The sequence below is a fragment of the Alpinimonas psychrophila genome (genome assembly GCF_014137865.1).
Taxonomy (GTDB): Bacteria; Actinomycetota; Actinomycetes; order Actinomycetales; family Microbacteriaceae; genus Alpinimonas; species Alpinimonas psychrophila.
This window is the reverse complement of the sequence record NZ_JACGWU010000001.1, coordinates 700111-721743: the sequence shown is the minus strand read 5'-3', so window position 1 is coordinate 721743 and position 21633 is coordinate 700111. Positions and strand designations below refer to the sequence as shown.

The 21633-nt window shown below is 56.4% G+C and carries 21 protein-coding genes, 1 tRNA gene and 1 other RNA gene; 12 read left to right on the top strand and 11 right to left on the bottom strand.

Features of this window, described 5'->3' with window-relative positions:
* Positions 1–102 precede the first annotated feature (102 nt).
* From FB555_RS03330 to rnpB, 7 genes are all read left to right on the top strand, one after another.
* Positions 103–561 carry a peroxiredoxin gene (locus FB555_RS03330; protein ID WP_182483992.1) on the top strand — a complete coding sequence of 153 codons (459 nt, stop codon included), beginning with the start codon at positions 103–105 and terminating at the stop codon, positions 559–561.
* Between the two features lie 79 nt (positions 562–640).
* Positions 641–713: transfer RNA gene (locus FB555_RS03325), tRNA-Val, on the top strand.
* Between the two features lie 75 nt (positions 714–788).
* Positions 789–1247 (top strand): hypothetical protein, encoded by a 459-nt coding sequence (locus FB555_RS03320; protein ID WP_182483991.1) that lies wholly within the window; start codon positions 789–791, stop codon positions 1245–1247.
* A 10-nt stretch (positions 1248–1257) separates the two neighbouring features.
* On the top strand, positions 1258–2073 hold the full coding sequence (locus tag FB555_RS03315) for a Nif3-like dinuclear metal center hexameric protein (protein ID WP_182483990.1): 816 nt from the start codon (positions 1258–1260) through the stop codon (positions 2071–2073).
* A 43-nt stretch (positions 2074–2116) separates the two neighbouring features.
* A complete protein-coding gene (locus FB555_RS03310; RefSeq protein WP_182483989.1) occupies positions 2117–2851 on the top strand; it encodes a CT398-like coiled coil hairpin domain-containing protein in 735 nt (244 codons plus the stop codon).
* A complete protein-coding gene (locus FB555_RS03305; protein ID WP_182483988.1) occupies positions 2851–3273 on the top strand; it encodes a reverse transcriptase-like protein in 423 nt (140 codons plus the stop codon). Before FB555_RS03310 ends, FB555_RS03305 begins: the two co-directional genes overlap by 1 nt.
* Positions 3274–3288: 15 nt before the next feature.
* Positions 3289–3660, top strand: an RNA gene (gene rnpB, locus FB555_RS03300) — RNase P RNA component class A.
* 34 nt (positions 3661–3694) lie between these two features.
* Here the strand turns inward: rnpB and ppgK are convergent.
* A complete protein-coding gene (gene ppgK, locus FB555_RS03295; protein WP_182483987.1) occupies positions 3695–4441 on the bottom strand; it encodes a polyphosphate--glucose phosphotransferase in 747 nt (248 codons plus the stop codon).
* Positions 4438–5304, bottom strand: coding sequence for a type I methionyl aminopeptidase (map, locus tag FB555_RS03290; protein ID WP_182483986.1), 867 nt, complete (start codon positions 5302–5304; stop codon positions 4438–4440). Before map ends, ppgK begins: the two co-directional genes overlap by 4 nt.
* Before the next feature lie 12 nt (positions 5305–5316).
* On the opposite strand from map, the gene FB555_RS03285 reads away from it, so the two are divergent.
* A complete protein-coding gene (locus FB555_RS03285; RefSeq protein ID WP_182483985.1) occupies positions 5317–5505 on the top strand; it encodes an SPOR domain-containing protein in 189 nt (62 codons plus the stop codon).
* 4 nt (positions 5506–5509) lie between these two features.
* On the opposite strand, the gene panB is transcribed toward FB555_RS03285, so the two are convergent.
* Entirely contained in the window at positions 5510–6358 is an 849-nt protein-coding gene (gene panB, locus FB555_RS03280) for a 3-methyl-2-oxobutanoate hydroxymethyltransferase (RefSeq protein WP_182483984.1), read from the bottom strand.
* A gap of 10 nt (positions 6359–6368) precedes the next feature.
* The gene (locus FB555_RS03275) at positions 6369–8108 is read right to left on the bottom strand and encodes an NAD+ synthase (RefSeq protein WP_182483983.1); all 1740 of its coding nucleotides are present in this window, start codon (positions 8106–8108) and stop codon (positions 6369–6371) included.
* Between the two features lie 34 nt (positions 8109–8142).
* Between FB555_RS03275 and FB555_RS03270 the strand changes: the two genes are divergently transcribed.
* Positions 8143–9480 (top strand): glutamine synthetase family protein, encoded by a 1338-nt coding sequence (locus FB555_RS03270; protein ID WP_182483982.1) that lies wholly within the window; start codon positions 8143–8145, stop codon positions 9478–9480.
* 12 nt (positions 9481–9492) lie between these two features.
* Positions 9493–12477 carry a bifunctional [glutamine synthetase] adenylyltransferase/[glutamine synthetase]-adenylyl-L-tyrosine phosphorylase gene (locus FB555_RS03265; RefSeq protein WP_182483981.1) on the top strand — a complete coding sequence of 995 codons (2985 nt, stop codon included), beginning with the start codon at positions 9493–9495 and terminating at the stop codon, positions 12475–12477.
* 47 nt (positions 12478–12524) lie between these two features.
* Here FB555_RS03265 and FB555_RS03260 read toward each other — a convergent pair whose 3' ends face one another.
* A complete protein-coding gene (locus tag FB555_RS03260; RefSeq protein WP_220475745.1) occupies positions 12525–12995 on the bottom strand; it encodes a hypothetical protein in 471 nt (156 codons plus the stop codon).
* A gap of 262 nt (positions 12996–13257) precedes the next feature.
* Positions 13258–14682 (bottom strand): type I glutamate--ammonia ligase, encoded by a 1425-nt coding sequence (glnA, locus tag FB555_RS03255; RefSeq protein WP_182483979.1) that lies wholly within the window; start codon positions 14680–14682, stop codon positions 13258–13260.
* A gap of 136 nt (positions 14683–14818) precedes the next feature.
* Between glnA and FB555_RS03250 the strand changes: the two genes are divergently transcribed.
* Positions 14819–15277 carry an RDD family protein gene (locus tag FB555_RS03250; protein ID WP_246323503.1) on the top strand — a complete coding sequence of 153 codons (459 nt, stop codon included), beginning with the start codon at positions 14819–14821 and terminating at the stop codon, positions 15275–15277.
* Between the two features lie 50 nt (positions 15278–15327).
* Here FB555_RS03250 and FB555_RS03245 read toward each other — a convergent pair whose 3' ends face one another.
* The 3 genes from FB555_RS03245 to lipB all read right to left on the bottom strand — a co-directional run bounded on the left by FB555_RS03245 (position 15328) and on the right by lipB (position 17710).
* Positions 15328–16023, bottom strand: a complete 696-nt coding sequence (locus FB555_RS03245) for a DUF4191 domain-containing protein (RefSeq protein ID WP_182483978.1) — start codon at positions 16021–16023, stop codon at positions 15328–15330.
* 75 nt (positions 16024–16098) lie between these two features.
* On the bottom strand, positions 16099–17079 hold the full coding sequence (lipA, locus tag FB555_RS03240) for a lipoyl synthase (protein WP_182483977.1): 981 nt from the start codon (positions 17077–17079) through the stop codon (positions 16099–16101).
* A complete protein-coding gene (lipB, locus tag FB555_RS03235) occupies positions 17069–17710 on the bottom strand; it encodes a lipoyl(octanoyl) transferase LipB (RefSeq protein WP_182483976.1) in 642 nt (213 codons plus the stop codon). The genes lipA and lipB overlap by 11 nt, the downstream gene beginning before the upstream one ends.
* A 505-nt stretch (positions 17711–18215) precedes the next feature.
* Between lipB and FB555_RS03230 the strand changes: the two genes are divergently transcribed.
* A complete protein-coding gene (locus tag FB555_RS03230; RefSeq protein ID WP_182483975.1) occupies positions 18216–18656 on the top strand; it encodes a hypothetical protein in 441 nt (146 codons plus the stop codon).
* On the opposite strand, the gene FB555_RS03225 is transcribed toward FB555_RS03230, so the two are convergent.
* Positions 18653–20134: a 2-oxo acid dehydrogenase subunit E2 gene (locus tag FB555_RS03225; RefSeq protein WP_182483974.1), complete on the bottom strand. Its 1482-nt coding sequence runs from the start codon at positions 20132–20134 to the stop codon at positions 18653–18655. The genes FB555_RS03230 and FB555_RS03225 overlap by 4 nt on opposite strands.
* Positions 20135–20194: 60 nt before the next feature.
* Complete coding sequence (gene lpdA, locus FB555_RS03220) at positions 20195–21568, bottom strand: dihydrolipoyl dehydrogenase (RefSeq protein WP_182483973.1); 1374 nt, start codon at positions 21566–21568, stop codon at positions 20195–20197.
* Positions 21569–21633 lie beyond the last annotated feature (65 nt).

Here is a 21633-nt window from a genome sequence, read left to right as displayed (position 1 = left end):
GAGCGATGAGCGTGCAGAGAGAATTAGCACCCTATGTTCAGTTTCGACAACGCCTCTAGAATTGTGCTGTAGCCCATCAACAACGTCTAGGAGTTATCCCCCATGAGTTATGCCATTGGTACCCCCGCCCCCAGTTTCTCCTTGAAAAATCAGTTCGGTGAGACAGTTTCCCTCGGGGACTTCGTCGGCAAAAAGGCCGTCGTCCTCGTTTTCTTCCCGTTAGCTTTTAGCGGAATTTGCACGGGTGAATTGTGTGAATTAAGAGACAACTTTTCACTCTTCAAGGATTCCGGAGTTGAACTACTCGGAATCTCCGTCGATTCTCACTTCTCCTTGCGCGCGTTTGCCGAGCAGGAAAAGTATGACTTTTCGCTTCTTTCTGATTTCTGGCCCCATGGTGGCATCGCTCGGGAATTCGGAGTATTCGTGGAAGAAGCTGGCATCGCCAACCGTGCCACGTTTGTCATCGACAAAGCTGGAAACATCGCCGGCAGCTTCGTGACAGCGCCTGGTGAGGCACGGTCACTGTCTGCTTACACCGATATTCTCGCGACGCTCTAGTCCATATTTGAACTCCGGCGCTCAGGACGAGCGCTGGAGTTCGTTCTTTGTCTGCGCAACCTGTAAGATTTTCCAACGAGGGCCTTTAGCTCAGTTGGTAGAGCGCCACGTTTACACCGTGGATGTCATCGGTTCGAGCCCGGTAGGGCCCACTCTCGAAGTCGGATGTCACTTTTGTGGCATCCGACTTCTTTGTATAATCGCTACTTACCTTGAGGGAGTCGGCCGTGACCGGATCAGAAGAAACCGAGAATTCATTTCAACCACATTCTGACGCTGACCTCGCGGCGATATTGGAGTCACAGTTGGCTCAAATGCGAGCGGGTTTGCCAGCCGTGCGGGCACTGCCTGATGAAGTAACGGCTCCCGTTTGGCGGGACGAACCATACGATATCCCCACCGAGGAGATGTCCGCAGCAGAGATTGTCGACGTCCGCAGCGACAGACGGAACGTCGCAGGAACCCCCATGGTGTTCAGTGCCTCCGAGATGGCGAGCCTGATGAGAACCCGAACGCCGGAGGTTGAGGCCCCGCTGGGTACTGAGCAACAGCTCATCAACGTTATGGCAGAGATTGAAGCCAGAGGATTGGCGATGTCCTTGTGTGATTCTTTAAAGGAAACAAGTGACCACCCTGGGCGCTTGAGCTTTGACGACCTTCTTCTCGGTCCAACGAGCGACGAGTAGGCTCTTTCACGTGCCCCTCCTCCTTGATGTCGTCGCTGCAGCTCACTCGTTGTGGCCGCTTTCTGGCGCCGAGGAGTGGGATTCACCAGGATTGACGGTTGGTGATAACGCTTGCCCCGTATCCAGAATCTTGCTCGCCGTTGATGTGGTGGATGCGACCGTCACCGAAGCAATTGCCGTAGAGGCGGATCTCCTCCTCACGCACCACCCCCTTCTCTTTCGAGGTATTACCACTATTGCTGAGGAGACGTATAAAGGGAGATTGTTGTCGCGGCTCATCCGGGGCAAGGTGGCGCTGCTGGCATGTCATACCAACGCCGACGTCGTCGAGAATGGTGTGTCCGACGTTATTGCGCAGGCGCTTGGTTTGACGGGAATTTCTCCGATAGCGATAGGCGCCACTCCCGCCATTGGGATTGGCCGCGTTGGCAACCTGTCGGCGCCGGAAACGCTCGGCGCGCTGGCCCGACGTTTGGGCAAGATTCTGCCGGCAACGGCATCGGGAATTCGTGTCTCCGGGGAGTATGACCAGGTTATTTCACGGGTTGCGCTGTGTGGTGGTGCTGGCGACTCCTTGCTGGCAGAGCGTGCCGTGACGGACGCGGATGTCTACATCACATCGGACTTACGCCATCACCCTGCTCAAGAGTTCCGGGAGCGTTCGTTGGTGACATCGGGACCAGCCTTGATTGACGTTTCGCATTGGGCGAGCGAGTGGTTGTGGCTAGAGACTGCCGCCCAGCAACTTCGATTGTTGTTTCCCGAAGTCGAGGTGCTGGTGAGTGACGCACGAACGGATCCCTGGGACTTCGTGGTCGTACAGTAGAACCAATCGCTTTTAAATCCACCCAACGACGAGAGTTTCTTACGTGAAAGCCCTTCCTGAGCACCAAAAAGCATTGCTCGTTCTTCAGTTGAAGGACAACCACATCGCTCAGTTGGCGCACCGCCACGAGGGTATCCCCGAGCGGGCTTCCCTGAGCGCCATTCTCAACAAGCTTCGTGAATTCTCGCAAGTTCTTGTGACTCGAAATGGTGTTCTCGAGGACGCCAAACTCGAACTTTCCCGCATCGAGGACGATGTCAAGGTCGTGGATGAAAGAATTGCCCGCGACACGGAGCGAATTTCGAATTCCTCGTCGATGAAAGATGTCCAGGCCCTCGAATCGGAGCTGTCTTCGTTGGCGACGCGTAAGAACAACCTCGAAGAATCGGAGTTGGTCGTGATGCAAACGGTCGAGGATGCCGAGGCCCTCGTCGCGGAAACCGTAACGCAACGCGACATCGTCAATTCGGAGCGCGAGGCGCTGTCACAAATGATTGCTGAAAAGGAATCTGAGATTGGCGCCGAGAGTGCCTCGGAGGTCGCTGAACGGGAGCGAATTGCTGCGGCGTTGCCAGCCGACCTTCTGGCGCTTTATGAAAAGCAGCGGGCCCGCTACGGCATTGGCGCCGCGCTCCTCACTCGCGGAGTATCCGGCGGAAGCGGAATGAAGCTCAATGAAACTGACCTCAATGCGATTCGGAATGCCGCCCTCGACGACGTGATTCTGTGTCCGGACAGCAGTTGCATTTTGGTCCGCACCAACGAGTCCGGTCTCTAATGGTACGGCAACTTATCGTGGAAGCTGACGGTGGATCCAGAGGTAATCCTGGAATCGCCGCCGGGGGAGCCGTTGTCATTGATGGAGAAACCGGTGAGTTGCTCGCTGAAGTCGGCGTCTATGTCGGCATCGCCACGAACAACGTCGCGGAGTACCGCGGCATGCTCGCCGGTCTTCAGCGCGCTTATGAGTTTGACCCCGAGGCATCCGTTCATTTCAGGCTTGACTCCAAGCTTATTGTGGAGCAAATGTCAGGCCGTTGGAAGATCAAGCATCCTGATATGCAGGTACTGGCACAAGAGGCTCGTACCCTCATTGGCAATAAGAATGCAACGTTTGAGTGGATACCCCGTCTTCAGAATGCTCGTGCCGATGCTGCCGCTAACAAATGCATGGACCGCAAAGAATCGTTCCAGTCGTAGACTGGTCAGTGCGAATGGGTCGGCAAGACGGTCGCGTCACGGCCTAATTCATTGGGCGGTGCCGAGGAACGTCCGGGCTCCACAGAGCAGGATGGTGGGTAACTCCCACCCGGGGTAACCCGCGAGACAGTGCAACAGAGAGTAAACCGCCTCCGGTTCGCCGGCGGTAAGGCTGAAACGGTGGTGTAAGAGACCACCAGCAGTCTGGGTGACCAGATTGGCTAGGTAAACCTCGTCCGGAGCAAGGTCAGACAGATAACGTTATGGTTGCTCGCCTAGTTATCGGGTAGACCGCTAGAAAGGTGCGGCAACGTACCTTCGAGATAGATGGCCGTCCACGCAGCGCAAGCTGTGAGACAGAACCCGGCGTATCAGCTGGCCCATTCGCACTCAACACAATGTTGAGAGGGCAACCTTCGGACTAACTGTGCTCCGTTAACGCCGCAGCGCCCAGAATTCCTGCTTGGTTGAAAAGTTCCGCTGGAACGATCGGTGTTCTCAATTTGAGGAGGGGGAGGAACTTCTCGTGGCTTTTCGAGACGCCACCACCCACGATAAAGAGCTCCGGAGTGAACAACATTTCTACGTGCTCGTAGTACCGCTGAAGTCGTTTGGCCCAGTTTTCATAGGACAGACCCTCCTTCTCGCGCACGACTGCCGATGCCCGTTTCTCGGCGTCGTGCCCATCGATCTCGAGGTGGCCCAACTCTGCATTTGGAATCAACACGCCGTTATAGATGAGGGCACTGCCGATACCGGTGCCGAGGGTTGTCATAATGACGAGTCCGCGTTGGTCTTTGGCCGCTCCGTAGCGAGCCTCAGCGAAACCGGCGGCGTCGGCGTCGTTCACGAAAGTAATGTCTCGTTTGAGCTTCGCTTCAAAGTACTTCTCCGCCTCGAAACCGATCCATTTCTCCGAAACGTTGGCGGCTAACAGCGTGATTCCGTGCTGAATAGCGGAAGGGAAGGCCACGCCGACGGCCGTATCCTTCCCAGCACCCAGTTTCTCTATGAGATCGCTTGTCACCCGGACAATATCTTTCGGGTGGCCTCCTTGAGGCGTCTCAACGCGCACGCGATCGCCGAGCAACTCACCCGTCACAATGTCGACCAATCCAGCCTTGATACCGGTGCCTCCGATATCGATACCAATGGCGATCTTGTTCATGAAAGTGTCAAAATTTCTGCTCCGGTTTCGGTAACGACGATCGTGTGTTCGAATTGGGCTGTCCAAGATGAATCTTTGGTCACGACGGTCCAGTCGTCTGCCCACATGTTCCACTCGTGGGTACCGAGGGTGAGCATGGGCTCAATCGTGAAGACCATGCCAACCTCCATGACGTCATCGTACTGAGGCGCGGAGTCGTAGTGCGGGATGATGAGCCCCGAGTGAAAGTTCGTGCCCACGCCGTGGCCGGTGAAGTCCCGAACGACGCCGTATCCAAAACGCCTCGCGTAACTCTCGATGGCACGTCCGATGATGTTGACGTGGCGGCCGGGCGCTACGGCCTTGATCCCACGTCGCAGAGCTTCTTCGGTTCGTTCGACTAGATCGGTGACCTCGGTTGTGGCCCCCGGAAGGACAAACATCCGGTTGGTATCACCGTGAACGCCGTCGAGGAAAGCCGTGATGTCGACGTTCAAAATGTCACCTTTTTCAATCACGGTGTCGTCGGGGATTCCATGGCAAATAATCTCGTTAAGTGACGTGCAGGAAGATTTAGGGTATCCGCGATAGCCCAACGTTGATGGATAGGCGCCGTGCGAAACGACATATTCGTGAGCGATGACGTCGATCTCGTTTGTCGTCATGCCGGGGCGCAGGGCGTCGCCAATGGCGTCCAGGGCACCCGAGGCAATCTTCCCTGCAGCGCGGATGCGTTCAATCTCGTGCGAGTCATAGACGTTGTCGCCGGCATAGGCCTTTGGAGCGGGTTTACCGACGTACTCGGGACGTCGTATCGCTGCCGGTACCTTCATTTCGGGGGACAGTGTTCCGGCAATGAGGTGACCGTTCGAATCCTTAGGCATAGGGTTAAGTTTATGGTGAGCCCGGGAGAGTCAAAGTACTGGTACAACATTCGCACAGGGGATGTTGAACTTGGTCGCGAGTCCCCGTCCGTCGATCGCGTGGGCCCGTTCGATTCGAAAGAGCAAGCTGAACATGCTCTCGAAACGCTTCGCGCCAACAGCGACCGCTGGGCCGCGGAGGATGCCGCCGAAAACGGTTAGTCCTTTAAAGGGCAGAGGTGTCGTCGTAACTGTGGTCGGGACCAGGATAGTTCCCTGAGTCGACGTCGGTTTTGAAAGCTTGAGCCGCTTCGAGAAGCGTTGCTGCGAGGTTGGCATACTGTTTTACGAACTTGGGAACTCTGCCCGTGCTCAGGCCGGCGAAGTCGGTCCAGACGAGGAGCTGGCCATCAGCGTGGGGACCAGCCCCGACACTGATGGTGGGGATTGTCAGAGCTGCCGTTATGCGAGCGGCAACCTCGGCAGGGATCATCTCCAAGACGACGGCAAAGGCACCGGCGGCCTCCACGGCTTGCGCATCAGCGAGGACTGCGTCGGCTTCGGTGCCGCGCCCTTGGATGATGTGACCGCCGAGTCCGTGTTCACTTTGGGGGGTGAAACCGACATGGCCCATGACCGGAATCCCAGCTTCAACAATTCGCCGAATCTGGGTAGCACTCCGAATTCCGCCTTCGAGTTTCACGGCGTGCGCGTGCGTCTCCTTCATGAAGCGCATTGCTGTTCGCAGAGCGAGTTCAGGGCCCTCTTCGTAAGAGCCAAAAGGCATGTCCGCGACGACAAGGGCTCGTTTGACTGAGAGGGCCACGGCACGCGTGAGCGGAATGAGCTCGTCTACGGTGACGGGAAGGGTGGAGTCATAACCCAAAACGGTATTTCCGGCTGAGTCGCCGACGAGGAGGAAATCTATCCCGGCGTCGTCAAAGATACGTGCTGTCAGGGTGTCGTAGCTGGTGAGGCCCGTGATTTTGATTCCCTCCGCCTTGGCTCTGGCAAAATGTCGGGTTCTCACACGCTTCACGACGGGGTCGGACAAAGCTTCAGCGTTGATACTCATGCGTGTCAGTCTACGAGCGAACGAACGTGACGGGCAGTCTGCGGTCCCGACCGAAAGCCATCTCACTAATCTTCGGCCCGATGGCACCTTGACGGCGTTTCCATTCGGCGCGATCCACGAGAGCGATGACGCGATCGACCGTAAATGCGTCGAAACCTAAAGCGACAACTTCGTCACGACCCATTCGCTTCGTAATGTAAGCGTCGAGCAGCGCATCCAGAACGTCATATTCGGGAAGAGTGTCTTGATCAAGCTGACCGGGGCGAAGTTCCGCCGAGGGAGGTTTCGTTATGGAGGCTTCGGGGATGGGCTCCCTGAGGTTTGCCCTGCGTGCGGCTTCATTGCGCCACCTAGCCAACTCCCAGACGAGGGTCTTCGGGACATCACGGATGGGCGCAAAACCGCCCACGGAGTCTCCGTAAATGGTGGAGTAGCCGACGGCGATCTCGGTTTTATTGCCTGTCGTGAGGACAAGGTGCCCCTCGGCATTGGAAAGACTCATCAAGATAACGCCCCGAATACGGGCCTGGAGGTTTTCTGCGGCAATCTCGGAGAGCGCCAGCTGAGCTTCGATAGGAGCCACGAGGTCAGAAATTACTTCGCTGCGGAGATCGATTCCCAATCGTTCAGCAAGGTCTTCGGCATCACTTCGGGAATGATCCGAAGAGTAGTCACTGGGCATGGACACACCAAAGACCCTCTCGGCTCCGACGGCATCCACCGCCAGTGCCGCGCAAACAGCGGAGTCAATGCCCCCTGAAAGGCCCAAGATGAGAGACGGAAAGCCGTTCTTCTCAACGTAATCACGGAGTCCCAACACCAGGGCATTCCAGATTTGTTCTCTATTGTCGTCATTACGTTCAACAGGAGATGGCGTCCTCAGCGCCACGTGAAAAGGCGACGGTCTGCCCGCTTGAACGACCGTGAACCCTGCCCCAATCGGAGCTCCGTTCGTGCGCGATGCGGGAAGCTCTAAGTCGACGACGAGCAAGTCCTCCACAAACTGTGGGCTTCTGGCGAGGAGTTTCCCTGAGGCATTGACGACGAAGGAATCGCCATCAAAAACGAGATCGTCTTGGCCGCCGACGAGGTTCAAATACGCAACGTGAGCCCCCGTTTGCTGCGCACGCCTGCGCACAAGGGGAAGGCGGACTTCGTCTTTCTCCCTTTCAAAGGGAGAACCGTTGATGACGAGGAGAAGTCCAGGGTGAACATCCGCAATAGAGGTCATGAGATCGCCATCACGCCAGATGTCTTCGCAGATTGTAATGGCGACATCGCAGTCGGCAACGTGCACGATCATGACGGAATCCCCGGGTCGGAAATTTCGGTGCTCGTCAAAAACCGAGTAGTTGGGCAGGTGATGCTTGTTATAGATTCCGAGAACGCGGCCATCCTGAATCACGGCGGCAGCGTTATGGGCGATGGCTGTAGGGGAGTGCGCGGCATTCGTGGCTGGGAGCGAAATTGGCCCGTTGGGAAAACCAATAACGACAGTTGTTGATCCCAATCCGGCGCTGAGCAACCGCAGGGCAAGACCTTCAAGCTCCGTGCGAGCGAGATGCAGAAATTCTGGACGTGTTGCCAGGTCCTCAATGGGATAGCCGGTCAGGGCCATCTCACCAAAAGCAACGAGATCCGCGCCCTTCGCAGCGGCCCGTTGGACATAGCCTACGATCGTCGAAATATTTCCAGAAAAATCTCCCAATCTGGGATTTGTCTGGGCAAGCGCCAAGCGAAGAATCGGCATAACAAGTAGCCTAGTAGCGGATGAAAGGGTTCGGATGGACAAGCAACAAGACTTCGTTCTTCGCACGATCGAGGAGCGAGGCGTCAAGTTCGTTCGACTGTGGTTTACAGACGTTGTCGGCACTCTCAAGTCTGTGGCCGTGGCGCCTGCCGAGATTGAGGGAGCCTTTGCCGAAGGTGTCGGTTTCGACGGCTCGGCCATCGAAGGCATGACGCGTTCTTATGAGGCCGATGTGTTGGCTCAACCCGATCCGTCCACCTTCCAGATTTTGCCGTGGCGCGGTGAAGTGGACCCCACAGCACGAATGTTCTGTGACATCACTACGCCCGATGGTGAGCCCGCCATTGCTGACCCGCGCAACGTTCTCAAGCGCACTCTCGCGAAGGCTGCTGAACGCGGATTCACGTTCTACACGCATCCCGAAATTGAGTTCTATCTCCTCAAGAGTTCTGAATACAAAGACGGTGGTCCTCAGCCGATTGACAATGCCGGGTACTTTGATAACGTTTCCGGTGGCTTCGGGCAAGATTTCCGTCGCCGATCCGTTCGCATGCTGGAAGACATTGGAATTTCGGTGGAGTTCAGCCACCATGAAGCCGGACCCGGTCAGAACGAAATCGACTTGCGCTACGCCGATGCGTTGACAACTGCCGACAACGTCATGACGTTTAGAACCGTCATTAAAGAGGTCGCGAGTGAGCAGGGTGTCTACGCCACGTTCATGCCAAAGCCATTTGCCGAACATCCCGGCTCAGGAATGCACACACACATGTCGCTTTTTGAGGGTGATGTCAACGCCTTCTATGAGGCCGGTGCCAAGTACGAGCTTTCCAAACTGGGTCGTCAGTTCATTGCGGGACTTCTTCACTATGCTCCCGAAATAACCGCAATTACGAACCAGTATGTGAACTCGTACAAGCGCTTGTGGGGTGGCGATGAAGCGCCAAGCTTCGTTACCTGGGGGCATAATAACCGTTCTGCCCTCGTGAGAGTTCCGGTCTACAAGCCCAACAAGGGTCAGAGTTCTCGCATCGAATACCGCGCCATTGACTCAGCAGCCAATCCGTATCTGGCCTACGCGCTTCTCCTGGCCGCTGGACTAAAGGGCATTGAAGATGGCCTTGAACTTCCTGACGAGGCGGAGGACAACGTCTGGGAGCTCACGGACTCTGAGCGGAAGGCCCTGGGATATCGGCCCCTACCCACAAACCTTGAGCAAGCCATCACCTTCATGGAGAGCTCAGAACTTGTTGCCGAGACTTTGGGCGAAAAAGTTTTTAATTATGTGCTGCTGAACAAGCGTCGCGAGTGGAAGGCCTATCGTGCTCAGGTCACCGAGTTTGAGCTGCGCAATAATCTCGAATCACTCTAAGACTTCACGTCCGTGACACGGGCAGTGAACCTGAGCCTCATTGCACGGGCGGGTTTTTCGGAACTGAGCTCAGCGCGAGCGAAACTCGTCGGTGTCTCAGACCTGTTGGGGATCGAGGTGCAATATCTTCTCGATGTATTTCAGTCCGCAGCAGACCCTGATCGTGCGTTAGGTGAGTTGGAGCGCCTTGCCGAGTCGCACGTTAATGAGTTAGAAAGACTTTTCCCCTCAAGACCCGCAGCGGAGCGGCTCGTTCGAGTATTGGGCGGTTCCCGGGGGCTTTCGGAGTTCATCCAGCGGCACCCCCGCGTCTTGTCCGAGTTCATCAAAGAACCGTCGTTGCCTGAGTCGGTTGACGACATTCGTGCCAGCTTGTGCGCTTCTGTCGGGGCCGTTGACGGTTTTAGCGATGATATCGGTGATGATGCTCGGGATAGGCTTCGCATCCGTTATCGAGAGTTCTTACTCCAAATTTCGATCTATGACCTCGCATCGGAAAATCCGCTTCGCGAAGTGGAGGTCGTCACGGCGGCTCTTTCTGATATTGCTGGTGCTGCCATTGAGGCGGCACTGTGTGTGGCACGGAGCGAGTTGACCGAGAGTTTTTCCCGAGCCGATATCGCCTCAGTGGACCTGGCTGTCATCGGAATGGGCAAGTGCGGCGCGCGCGAGTTGAACTACCTCAGCGACGTTGACGTCATCTACGTTGCGGAATCCCGAGACGTCGAACGCCTCAGCAGCGAACGTGCCCTTCTCATCGCAACGCGCCTCGCCCAACACACGGGTCGAAGCGTCTACGAGGTCAGCAAGGAACCGGGGCTCTGGGAAGTAGACGCCAATCTGCGTCCCGAAGGTAAGGACGGTGTCCTCGTGCGCACCCTTGACTCACACCTCGCCTATTACGATCGTTGGGCAAAGGACTGGGAGTTTCAGGCACTCCTCAAGGCACGTCCGATTGCGGGCAGCGTTGATCTTGGTAATCGATACGTCGCAGGAGTCTCTCCCAAGGTCTGGTCTTCCGCCTCTCGCTCAAACTTTGTTGAGCAAGTTCAACGCATGCGACAACGCGTGACGGAGCACATTCCCAAAGAAGATATTGACTATCAAATCAAGCTAGGACCGGGTGGTCTGCGTGACATTGAGTTCACCGTGCAACTTCTTCAGTTGGTTCACGGTCTTGTGGACGAATCGGTTCGTCAACGAGGCACGTTAGAAGCCTTGAATTCACTGGCAGCGGCCGGGTACGTGGGCCGGGCAGAGGCCGCATCCTTTGCCGAGAATTACCGCATGCTGAGGCTCATGGAGCATCGCATGCAATTGCGAGATCTCTCGCGAACGCATCTCATGCCTCGCGACACCGAGGGACAGCGGGTTTTGGCTCGGGCTACCGGAATATTTTCCTCCGATGTCGATGCTGTCGAACGCTGGCAACAGATCAAGTTAGATGTACGCCAACTTCATGAACGGCTTTTCTATCGTCCACTCCTGGCGGCGGTAGCCCAACTCCCCGAGGAGACGCACCAACTTACCTCGGAGCAGGCTCAGGCCCGTCTTTCTGCGATCGGTTTTCGCGATGCGCGGGGCGCTCTGCACCATATTGCGGCCCTCACTTCTGGCATGTCTCGACGGGCAGCGATTCAGCGGGCTTTGCTCCCAATCATGTTGCAGTGGTTCTCCGATGGGGCTGACCCAGATCAGGGTTTGCTGTCTTTTCGTCGTCTCAGCGAAAAGCTGGGGGAGTCTCACTGGTTTTTGAGAATGCTTCGGGACTCGGCGGGGGCGGCTCAGCGGCTCACGAGAGTCCTCAGCGGCTCGCGGTATGTCTCTGATCTCTTGGAGCGCATTCCCGAGGCGGCGGCCTGGTTTGACGGTGACGAGGATCTCGCCCCTCGCACTTTGAGCACATTGAGCTCCGAGATAATGTCGATCTTGGCACGTCATGACGACGATAAGGCAGCGCAAGCTGCCGTTCACGCTATGCGTCGTCGCGAAGTCCTCAGGTTGGCGATTGGTGGCATTATTGGCCTCGTCTCCATGACAAGCATCAGCCGTGGCTTGAGCGATGTGACGACGGCCGTACTCCAAGGCCTGCTGGCCATTGCGTTGCGTGAATGTGACGAAATCGGAGATGTTCGGGCCAACCCGGAGTTTGCAATCATGGCGCTCGGCCGATTTGGTGGAGGCGAACTTGGGTTTGGAAGCGACGCGGACGTCCTCTATGTGTACCGTGCGACGCTTGAATGCAACGGGGGTGCCGCCCAAAAGCGCGCCGAGCGAATTGTGGCCCGTATCGGCGAACTTGCGCAAGATCAACGTTTGCCCTTTGAGATTGATACCGACCTGAGGCCTGAAGGAAAGAGTGGGGCGACGGTGAGATCACTCGATTCCTATCGGGCATATTACGCACGCTGGTCGCTTTTATGGGAAGCGCAAGCCCTGCTCCGAGCCGCCCCCGCGGCAGGCTCGGTTGCGCTACTTGACGACTTCAGAACAGTGATTGACCCGATACGGTATCCGGAAAATATTTCCCCATCGGATGCTCGTGAAATTCGCCGCATGAAGGCGCGTGTGGAGAGCGAACGGCTTCCGCAAGGCGCTGACCCCGCTCGTCATGTCAAACTCGGCCGTGGCTCGCTCTCAGACGTGGAGTGGACCGTACAGCTTCTGCAACTTCAACACGGAGCAACGCATCCTGCCTTGCAGACAACGTCTACGCGTTCGGCGCTGGCAGCCGCTGTGTCGGAGGGCCTCATGGAACCAGATGACGCTGAAAAGCTGGACGCCGCCTGGGTATTGGCAACCCGTGTACGTTCCGCCATTACGATTTGGTCCAATAAGTCCACTGATGTTCTGCCAAGCGATCGAACACAACTCGAGGGCATCGCACGCCTCTTGGAGTACCCGCCAGGATCGGCTACCGCGTTGGAGGAGGACTACCTTGGCGTTACAAGGCGTGCGCGAAACGTCTTCGAAAGGGTGTTCTACGGAGCATCGTAGAGCCATCGTTTTGTGGCCACGTTGAGTTTCCAGCCGTTCGTCGCGACCTAGTACTCGGGGGAATGCGCAGCCTTGAGGAGGGCGAGGTCGATCTCGATGAGATTTCGCATTCGCTCCTCCCGAAGGAAGCCGTAGTCGGGCTCGTTGGCAACACGAGCTTGTTCCACCAGTCGTGTGCTCAGGGCACCCACGATTTCAGCGGCCGCGTCCGACTGGGCCCCGGCGAGGATCTCGGCAACCCGTTCGTCACTCTCGGCCACTTCATTGAGGGACACGGCAAGTTGTTCATACACTTTGCGGCGTCGGGCAAGGAGCTTCACATCCTGACGTGTGTCGTCGTCATAGCTGTACGTTCCCTTGAACTTCGTGAGGCGCTTGCGTTGTTTCTCGACGCGCTCTGCGTCGTGAACACTTCGTTTACTCAGCTTGTGCAACTCTGCCCGTGCGATGGCGGCATAATCCTCCTGCACGAAGTTGACGTTATCGCGAAGGGCCTTGACGATGATACTGTTTTTCACACTCATTCGAACGGCCGAAAGGGTAATGAGAAGGCCCTCTTCGGACATGCGTCCGGTCGAAGCAGAAGCCCCCATGACCTAGAGCACCATCCGACGTAGACCCCATGCATTCACACTCATAATTATGGCGCAGTCGCGCATCCCGCTCCGACAAAGGGAGCACGCTTTATCTATTTTGCGAAATGAAATCCTGGTTGCACGAATCCGCAGAAAAGGATGGCCGCCCTCTACAAGAGGACGGCCACCCTTTTCTGCGAAGTGGTTACACCCCGTAGTAGAGCTCGAACTCGAACGGGTGGGGGCGCTGAGCCAAAGGCTTGATCTCGTTCTCGCGCTTGTAGTTGATCCAGGTCTCGATGAGGTCCTTGGTGAAGACACCGCCGGCGAGGAGGAATTCGTGGTCCTGCTCAAGAGCAATGAGGGCGGCATCCAGGGAGGCGGGAACCTGAGGAATGTTCTTGGCTTCCTCAGGAGGCAACTCGTAGAGGTCCTTATCAACAGGCTCGTGGGGCTCGATCCGGTTCTTGATACCGTCTAGCCCTGCCATCATCTGCGCAGCAAAAGCGAGGTAGGGGTTCGAAGCAGCGTCAGGAGCGCGGAATTCGATTCGCTTGGCCTTGGGGTTCGTGCCCGTGATGGGAATGCGGATCGCAGCCGAACGGTTACCTGCGGAGTAGACCAAGTTGACAGGAGCTTCAAAGCCGGGAACGAGACGGTGGAACGAGTTCACCGAAGGGTTCGTGAAGGCGATAACAGCGGCAGCATGCTTGAGCAGACCACCGATGTACCAACGAGCGATGTCGGAGAGACCGCCGTAGCCGTTCTCGTCATAGAACAAAGGCTCGCCGTCGCTCCAGAGCGACTGGTGAGTGTGCATGCCGGAACCGTTGTCACCGAAAAGAGGCTTAGGCATGAACGTTGCCGTCTTGCCCCATTCGTGGGCCGTGTTCTTCACGATGTACTTAAACTTCAGGATATCGTCGGCCGCATGAACCATCGTGTCGAAACGGTAGTTAATTTCACCCTGGCCGGCTGTACCGACCTCGTGGTGGCTGCGCTCGAGGATGAGACCTGCATCGATGAGCTTGATGCAGATGTCATCACGCAAGTCAGCGTGCTGGTCAACGGGGCTAACGGGGAAGTAGCCGCCCTTGTAAGGCGTCTTGTTTGCAAGGTTTCCACCTTCTTCGGTCTTGCCCGAGTTCCACGCACCTTCGCTGGAATCTACGGAGTAGAACGATGTGTGCTGGTTGACCTCGTAGCGAACGTCGTCAAAAATGAAGAACTCGGCTTCGGGCGCGAAGAATGCGGTGTCCGCAATACCGGTGGAGGCCAAGTACTTCTCAGCCTTCTTGGCAACCTGACGCGGGTCGCGGTGGTAGATCTCCCCGGTACGAGGGTTGTAGATATCAAAGACCATGATGAGCGTGCGCTCCGCACGAAACGCGTCAATGTACGCGGTCGTGACGTCAGGAATCAGTTGCATGTCCGACTCGTGAATCGAGGCAAAACCGCGAATCGACGAACCGTCGAACATCTGCCCCACGGTGAAGAATTCTTCGTCAACCGTTGAGGCCGGGATATTAAAGTGCTGCTGTACACCGGGAAGGTCAGTGAAGCGGATGTCAAGGAACTTGACGTCGGTGTCCTTGATGAACTTCAGAACGTCGGAGGAATCTTTAAACATGCTTGGGGATCTCCAAATTGTTGGAAGGCAGGGATGCCGTGTGCAACCTCGTTTAATCTACGTTCATAGGATGTCAGAGCGGTATCGCAAATGTTTCCAACATGTTACGAGAGTAGCCGCCCGTAGAATCAAGCATATGGCCAACAACTCCGCGGGAAACAAAAGGTTCGGCGACATGGGGATGAGCAAGTTTCCCGGAGAACGTCTTGGTCTGCCAGAAACAGGCACCCGTTCCGTGGGGAGAATCGGAAGACGAATTGGCGCCATCGTCATAGATTGGGCCCTCGCCGTTGTCATCATGATGCTGATTTCGGGTAAGGATTACCTCAGTTTGACGTCCGCTCCGGGCGGTCAGTTTGGAATTCTGGGAGTATTTGTCGTCCTGCAGATCATTGCTATTCCCATTATCGGGGGCAGTATCGGTCACAGATTGTGCGGACTTCATGTTGTGACGCTGCGAGGCAAGCACGCTGGCTTCTGGCGTCCACTGGTGCGAACCGCATTATTGGCTCTGGTTCTTCCCGCTGTTGTCTGGGATTCGGATCAACGCGGATTCCACGACAAAATAGCCGGAACTATGCTGCTTCGAGCGTAGGGGCCTAATAACGCATGTGTGGCGTCGGTGACGACCATTTCGTGACCGAATCAGCGCCCGCGAGAAGGCCGAGCCTTGAACGGGTCGATTCCCTTGGGGATTGGGATATTGGCGCCGAGTGACTGAAGACGGTTATTGACAACCGTTACTTCGGACTTTGTCAGGACTGCCTTGACGCGTGCCATTCGTCCACCCAGTTTGTGCAGCCGCACGGAGTCATGGTCGGGGCCCACACTGATGACAGTTATCGGTACGTTGGGGACGACCTTTGCTGTCTTTCGGCGCTCGTCCTCTGCTAGCCGCTGAGTACGAGAAGTTGGGCCTTCCGCAATGAGAACGACACCGCCACGTCCTACGGCGCGGTAGACGGCATCCTGTGTCTTTGGGTTGATTGCTACCGGTTGCTCTGTTGAGAGCCAGCCCCGGCGTAGAGCGGATTTAATGACGGCACCGACAGCACCGGGCTGGCCTTCAATCTGGGAATAGGCGGCACGCTCCGCGCGGCGCCCGAGAACAATGAGGCCCAACAAGACGCCGATGAGGACGCCAATCAGGATGGCCATAACGAGAGTAAAAACGTTATTTTGCCACAGCACAAGGCCCGCGATAATTCCGACAGCGGTTGGTCCTACGATTGACAGGATCATGAACCAAACGATGTTTGCATCGTGGCGACGCGTCATCTGAAAAACTTGCCACATTTGAGAGAGGCGGCCGGGACCCTTTTTTTTCTTTGTACGTGCCATAAGTATCAGAATACCCAATCTTGAGGTGTCAAGAAGGCCACAAAGGCCGTCTGATTTGAGGTCAATAGTGTGGTGCTAAACGGCTTGAGCGAAGCCCAGACTGGTGTCGGCGAGATGAGCGAGGTTCTCCGGAAGTGTGCGACCTTTTGCGACCATGGACTGGGCGTACAACCGGCCAGCACGATAAGAGCTTCGTACCAGAGGTCCCGATAGGACGCCCAAGAAGCCGATGGCCTCCGCTTCGTGCTTCAGCTCGACAAATTCTTCGGGACGCACCCAGCGAGCGACAGGAAGATGGCGGGGGCTCGGGCGAAGGTATTGGGTGATTGTAATGATGTCGGTTCCCGCATCATGAAGATCCTGGAGCGCCGAACTGACTTCGGACCTCTCTTCGCCCATTCCGAGGATGAGGTTCGACTTCGTGATCATGCCGGCGTTTCGGCCTTGCGTGAGAACGTCCAAGGAACGTTCGAAGGTAAACGCAGGGCGAACACGCTTGAAGATACGGGGAACAGTCTCAACATTGTGGGCGAAAACCTCAGGCTGGGCATCAAAGACTCGTTGAAGGTGCTCGGGCTTTCCCGAGAAATCGGGAACGAGGATTTCAACGCCGGTGCCGAGGTTCTGCTGGTGAATTTGCCGAATTGTTTCGGCATAGAGCCACGAACCTTCATCTTCGAGATCATCGCGTGCAACACCGGTGACCGTGGCATAGCGAAGATTCATTTTGACAACAGACTCTCCCACACGACGGGGTTCATCAGCATCGAAGGCGGCAGGCTTGCCGGTATCAATCTGGCAAAAGTCACAACGACGTGTGCATTGAGCCCCGCCAATGAGGAAGGTCGCCTCGCGGTCTTCCCAGCACTCATAGATGTTCGGGCAACCCGCCTCTTGGCAGACCGTGTGAAGGTCTTCGCTCTTAACGAGCTGTTGAAGTTTCTGGTACTCCGGGCCCATCTTGGCCTTGGTCTTTATCCAGTCGGGTTTTCTCTCAATCGGGGTTTCGCTGTTGCGAACTTCAAGACGAAGGAGCTTGCGGCCATCAGCTGACATGAGATTCCTCAAAATGGTGTTGGAAGATACGAGTAACAACAGGAATAGCGTCGGCAGGAGTGACGTTTCTTCCCGTTAGGTGTGAAATGGTGGTGGCGCCGGCATCCCGAATGCCGCAGGCAACGATGTTGTCATAGGCGTCGAGAGTGTTGTTGCAGTTCAAAGCAAACCCATGCATGGTGACGCCTTCACTTACACGGATACCGATTGCCGCAAGTTTGTCGCAACCACTACCCTGCTGCACCCAGACACCCGAACGCCCTTCGACCTGTTGCCCGGAAACGGAGAACTTTGCCAGCACATCAATGAGAAGGTTCTCAATTGTTCGCACATAGCCAACGACGTCGATGGGTTGGGCAAGACGGGTAATCGGGTAGCCCACTAATTGACCAGGACCATGCCACGTGATTTTGCCACCGCGATCGACATCAATCACGGGAGTGCCATCGACGGGCCTTTCGGAGTGTTCCGTCCGCTTGCCTGCTGTATAGACGCTCTCATGTTGCAAGAGCAGCAGCGTATCTGGGCGGCTACCGTTCACGACGTCAGCGTGGATTTGTCGCTGAAGTTCCCAACCCTCAAGATAAGGAACCGGGTCATCGCTGATTCCGAGAACAACCACGTCAAGCATTAGGTAAGTCTATCCGCTGTCCTCCTTTCCCTCACGAGCCGACAGGATGCTAAACAATCCACCAATTCGACGAACGAGGGTCGTGGGGCGCTTGTGCCAGTACAGGCTTGGCTTCATGAGACTTGAGCAAAAGCTTTGCGGCTATACCCTGGGGCGATTCGTTTCCTCACGGCAGTCGTTCTTGGCGCGTCCCCAAGAGAATGGGGCCGAGGGCGCAGTATTCCTGCAGGTCGTGCCCAGAGGTGCGTCCGTGCATGGAGACGATGATGTTCTGGATGTTGGGCGAGCGCCAAATGGAGATCTCGTTGTCTTAACGGCGAGGAGCATTCCGCCATCGATAGATCCCGCGGGTGATCAAACAGTCCCCGCTCGTGATCTACGGTGGCCTTTTACTGGCAATGGCACCCCCGTGCTTTTCGAGAGAGCGGACACCATCGAGGAGAACGAAAAAGATGCTCCGACACCGAGGGTGCCCTCTGCTGTCATCTCATTCGCGACAAGAATAATGTCATTGACGAGCAGTCTCATTGGTCGACGTCGACGTCTTGCCAGTGTGTTCGTTATCGTCGGGTTCGGTCTGGTCACGGTTTTACTCGTTGGGATCGGAAGCAACGACGTTCAGGAAAATGCCCCGCTGAACAGTGGATCGAGCAGGATTAGTGTTGATGTGGGGACGATGGGGGCGGACAAGGTTATAGGCGACCCCCTTGCGTTCGCGATTGCCGAGGTTCATGCCGGCAGAGTTGCCTCGTTGTTGGGCACCAGAACCGGGGCGACGTCGAACGCCGCGGAGCCGGTGGTGGGACGTATTGTTAGCCGTAACGGCGACTTCGTTCTGGTTGAAGTGAGTGCGACAGTTTCGGGGGAAAGAACGATCGCCACCCTGTTGCTCCAAAAACAGGAGAACGGATGGCGAACGCGCGATGTTTTTGACCCGGCAGGCTAGATGCCCAAGTCAGTGTCGAAGGCGGCTTCCTCGAGGCGGTTTTTCACCGCGGTCAAGAATCGAGCAGCATCTGCTCCGTCAATAATGCGGTGGTCGTATGAAAGGGCTAGGTAAACCATCGAACGAATCGCGATAACGTCCTGACCTGCTGCTTTCATGACGATCGCTCGCTTGGTGACTATTCCCGTTCCCAAGATGGCCAGCTGGGGCAAGAACACAACAGGCGTGTCAAACAGTGCCCCACGAGAACCTGTATTGGTGACGGTGAATGTGCCGCCGGCAAGTTCATCGGGCTTGAGCTGGTTATTGCGGGTGCGCTCCGCAACGTCGGCAATGGCCAACGCATACTGGGCAATATTCAGGTCTCCAGCATTCTTGACGACAGGCGTCAATAGGCCGCGCTCTGTGTCAACGGCAATGCTGACGTTTTCGTGCCCCGGGTAGACAATATTGTCACCGTCAACGGTCGCGTTTATGACTGGGAATGACTTTAAGGCCTCCGTGGCTGCCAGGGTGAAGAAAGGAAGGAAGCTAAGTTTCACCCCTGTTGCCGCGACGAATCGATCCTTGACGGAATCCCGAAGAGTCGCGATTGCGGTGACATCAACCTCGACGACAGTGGTCAGTTGAGCTGTGCTTTGCATGGAGATAACAGCACGCTCGGCAACAACCTTGCGCAAACGCGTCATCGGAACCACAGTCCCTCGGAGGGGAGAAATGATGAGAGGCGTGCGGACCGCAGTGTTAGTTGCGGGGGCAACGCTGGCCTGGAGAATGTCCTCTTTACGGATTCGACCGCCGATTCCTGTGCCGGTGACGGCGGAGAGGTTTACTCCGGTGTCATTGGCAAGTTTGCGAACAATGGGGGTGACATAGCCAGCATTGCTTGCATGGGCACCGGTCTTTGCCGAGGCGCTAGCGGGAGCACTAGGAGCTGCGGGAGCAACCGGAACGTCAGCAACCGGGGCGACTGGCGCTGACACCGGGGCTAACGCAACCGGAGCGGGGATGACGGGCGCGGGTGCAGGAGTTGCGGCAGCGGGCGCGGGTGTGGCTGGCGCGGACTCAGCTACCGGTGAGGCCACAGTCTCAGCAGCCACAGGTTCTGCAGCCACAGGTTCTGCAGCGGCAGGCTCAGCAGCGGCAGGCTCAGCAGCGGCAGGCTCAGCAGCGGCAGGCTCAGCAGCGGCAGGCTCAGCAGCGGCAGGTGCTGCTATGGGAGCCGCGGCACCGGCGCCGGAACCATCGCCAATCGTTACAAGGGGTGTTCCAACGGCTACTGTCTCGTCTTCTTGCACGAGGATTGCCTCAATGACCCCAGCGATGGGAGAAGGAATCTCGGTATCGACTTTGTCAGTTGATACCTCCACGAGCGGCTCGTCGACCTCAACGCGGTCACCAACATTCTTGAGCCAACGGGTGACAGTACCCTCGGTAACACTTTCGCCGAGGGCGGGAAGGCTGACGGACTCGCTCATGAACAAAATCTCCTAATTAGCGTAAATGCCATTGATTAGCTTACTAATGGGGTGTAGCGCCTAGATGGTGTGAAGCGGTTTGCCTGACATGTATAGGAATGCCTCGCCGAGTGACTCGTTTTGAGTGGGATGCGCGTGCACGAGAGGTGCAATGTCTTCAGGATGCGCTTCCCAGTTGACAATGAGCTGGGATTCACCAATCAGCTCACCGACGCGGGAGCCAATCATGTGCATTCCGACGACAGGGCCGTCCTTGACGCGAACGACCTTGACAAAGCCGGCCGTTCCTAGAATTTCGCTCTTGCCGTTGCCTGCAAGGTTGTAATCGTAAGAACTGATGGCATCTACGCCGTACAGCTCGACGGCCTTCACCTCGCTGAGGCCGACGGAAGCGATCTCGGGCTCGCAGTAGGTGACTTTAGGAATGTTGATGTCTTCGATGACGACGGGATTCAATCCGGCAATCTCCTCGGCAACGAAAATACCCTGTTGGAATCCACGGTGCGCAAGCTGAAGGCCGGGAACAATGTCTCCAACGGCAAAGACACCGGGGATATTGGTGGCTAGACGATCATCAGTGATGACGTAGCCACGATCCATGGTGATGCCAACTTCCTCAAAGCCCATGCCTGCCGTCGAAGCGCCGCGACCGACAGCAACAAGGAGCAGGTCTGCCTCCACTGTTTCGCCGCTTTCCAACGAGATGACGACCCCGGAGTCTGACTGTGTTACGCCGGAGAAGCGAACGCCAAGCTTGAAGTCAATTCCACGCTTGCGGTAAGCGCGTTCAAGAGCTTTGGAGATTACTTCTTCCTCGTTAGGAACAAGGTGGGGCAGTCCCTCAATGATGACGACTTCGGCACCGAAACTCTTCCAAACACTGGCAAACTCGACGCCGATGACCCCGCCGCCCAAGATGGCGACCTTCTGAGGCACGTAATCCATCAGCAGGGCTTGCTCGCTCGTGATGACACGGCCCTCAATTGTCAAACCCGGAAGCGAGCGAGAGTAAGAACCTGTCGCGAGGATGACATTCTTGCCTGTCACGGTGTCTTGACCGACTTGAACGGTCGTTGGTGAAATCAAGCGACCCTCGCCCTCAATGGTCGTGATTCCACGAGCTTTGACGAGCCCAACGAGCCCTTTGTACTTCTTGCTCACGATATTGTCGCGGTAAGCGTTGACAGCGTTCATGTCAATGCCGTCGAAAGTTGTGTTGACGCCAAACTGTGCTGATTCGCGGGCGACATCGGCCACTTCCGCAGAGTGCAAAAGCGCTTTAGTCGGAATACAACCGCGATGTAGGCAGGTGCCACCGACCTTGTCCTTCTCAATGAGGCCCACTGTCATGCCCAGTTCGCTCGCACGAATGGCTGCAGCGTAGCCGCCACTTCCTCCTCCAAGAACAACAAGGTCAAAAGTGTGCTCAGCCAAAGTAGAACTCCTCAGATTCAGCATTGTGTGCCGAAATTGTCTGCATTTTTTTGGACGCAGTAAAA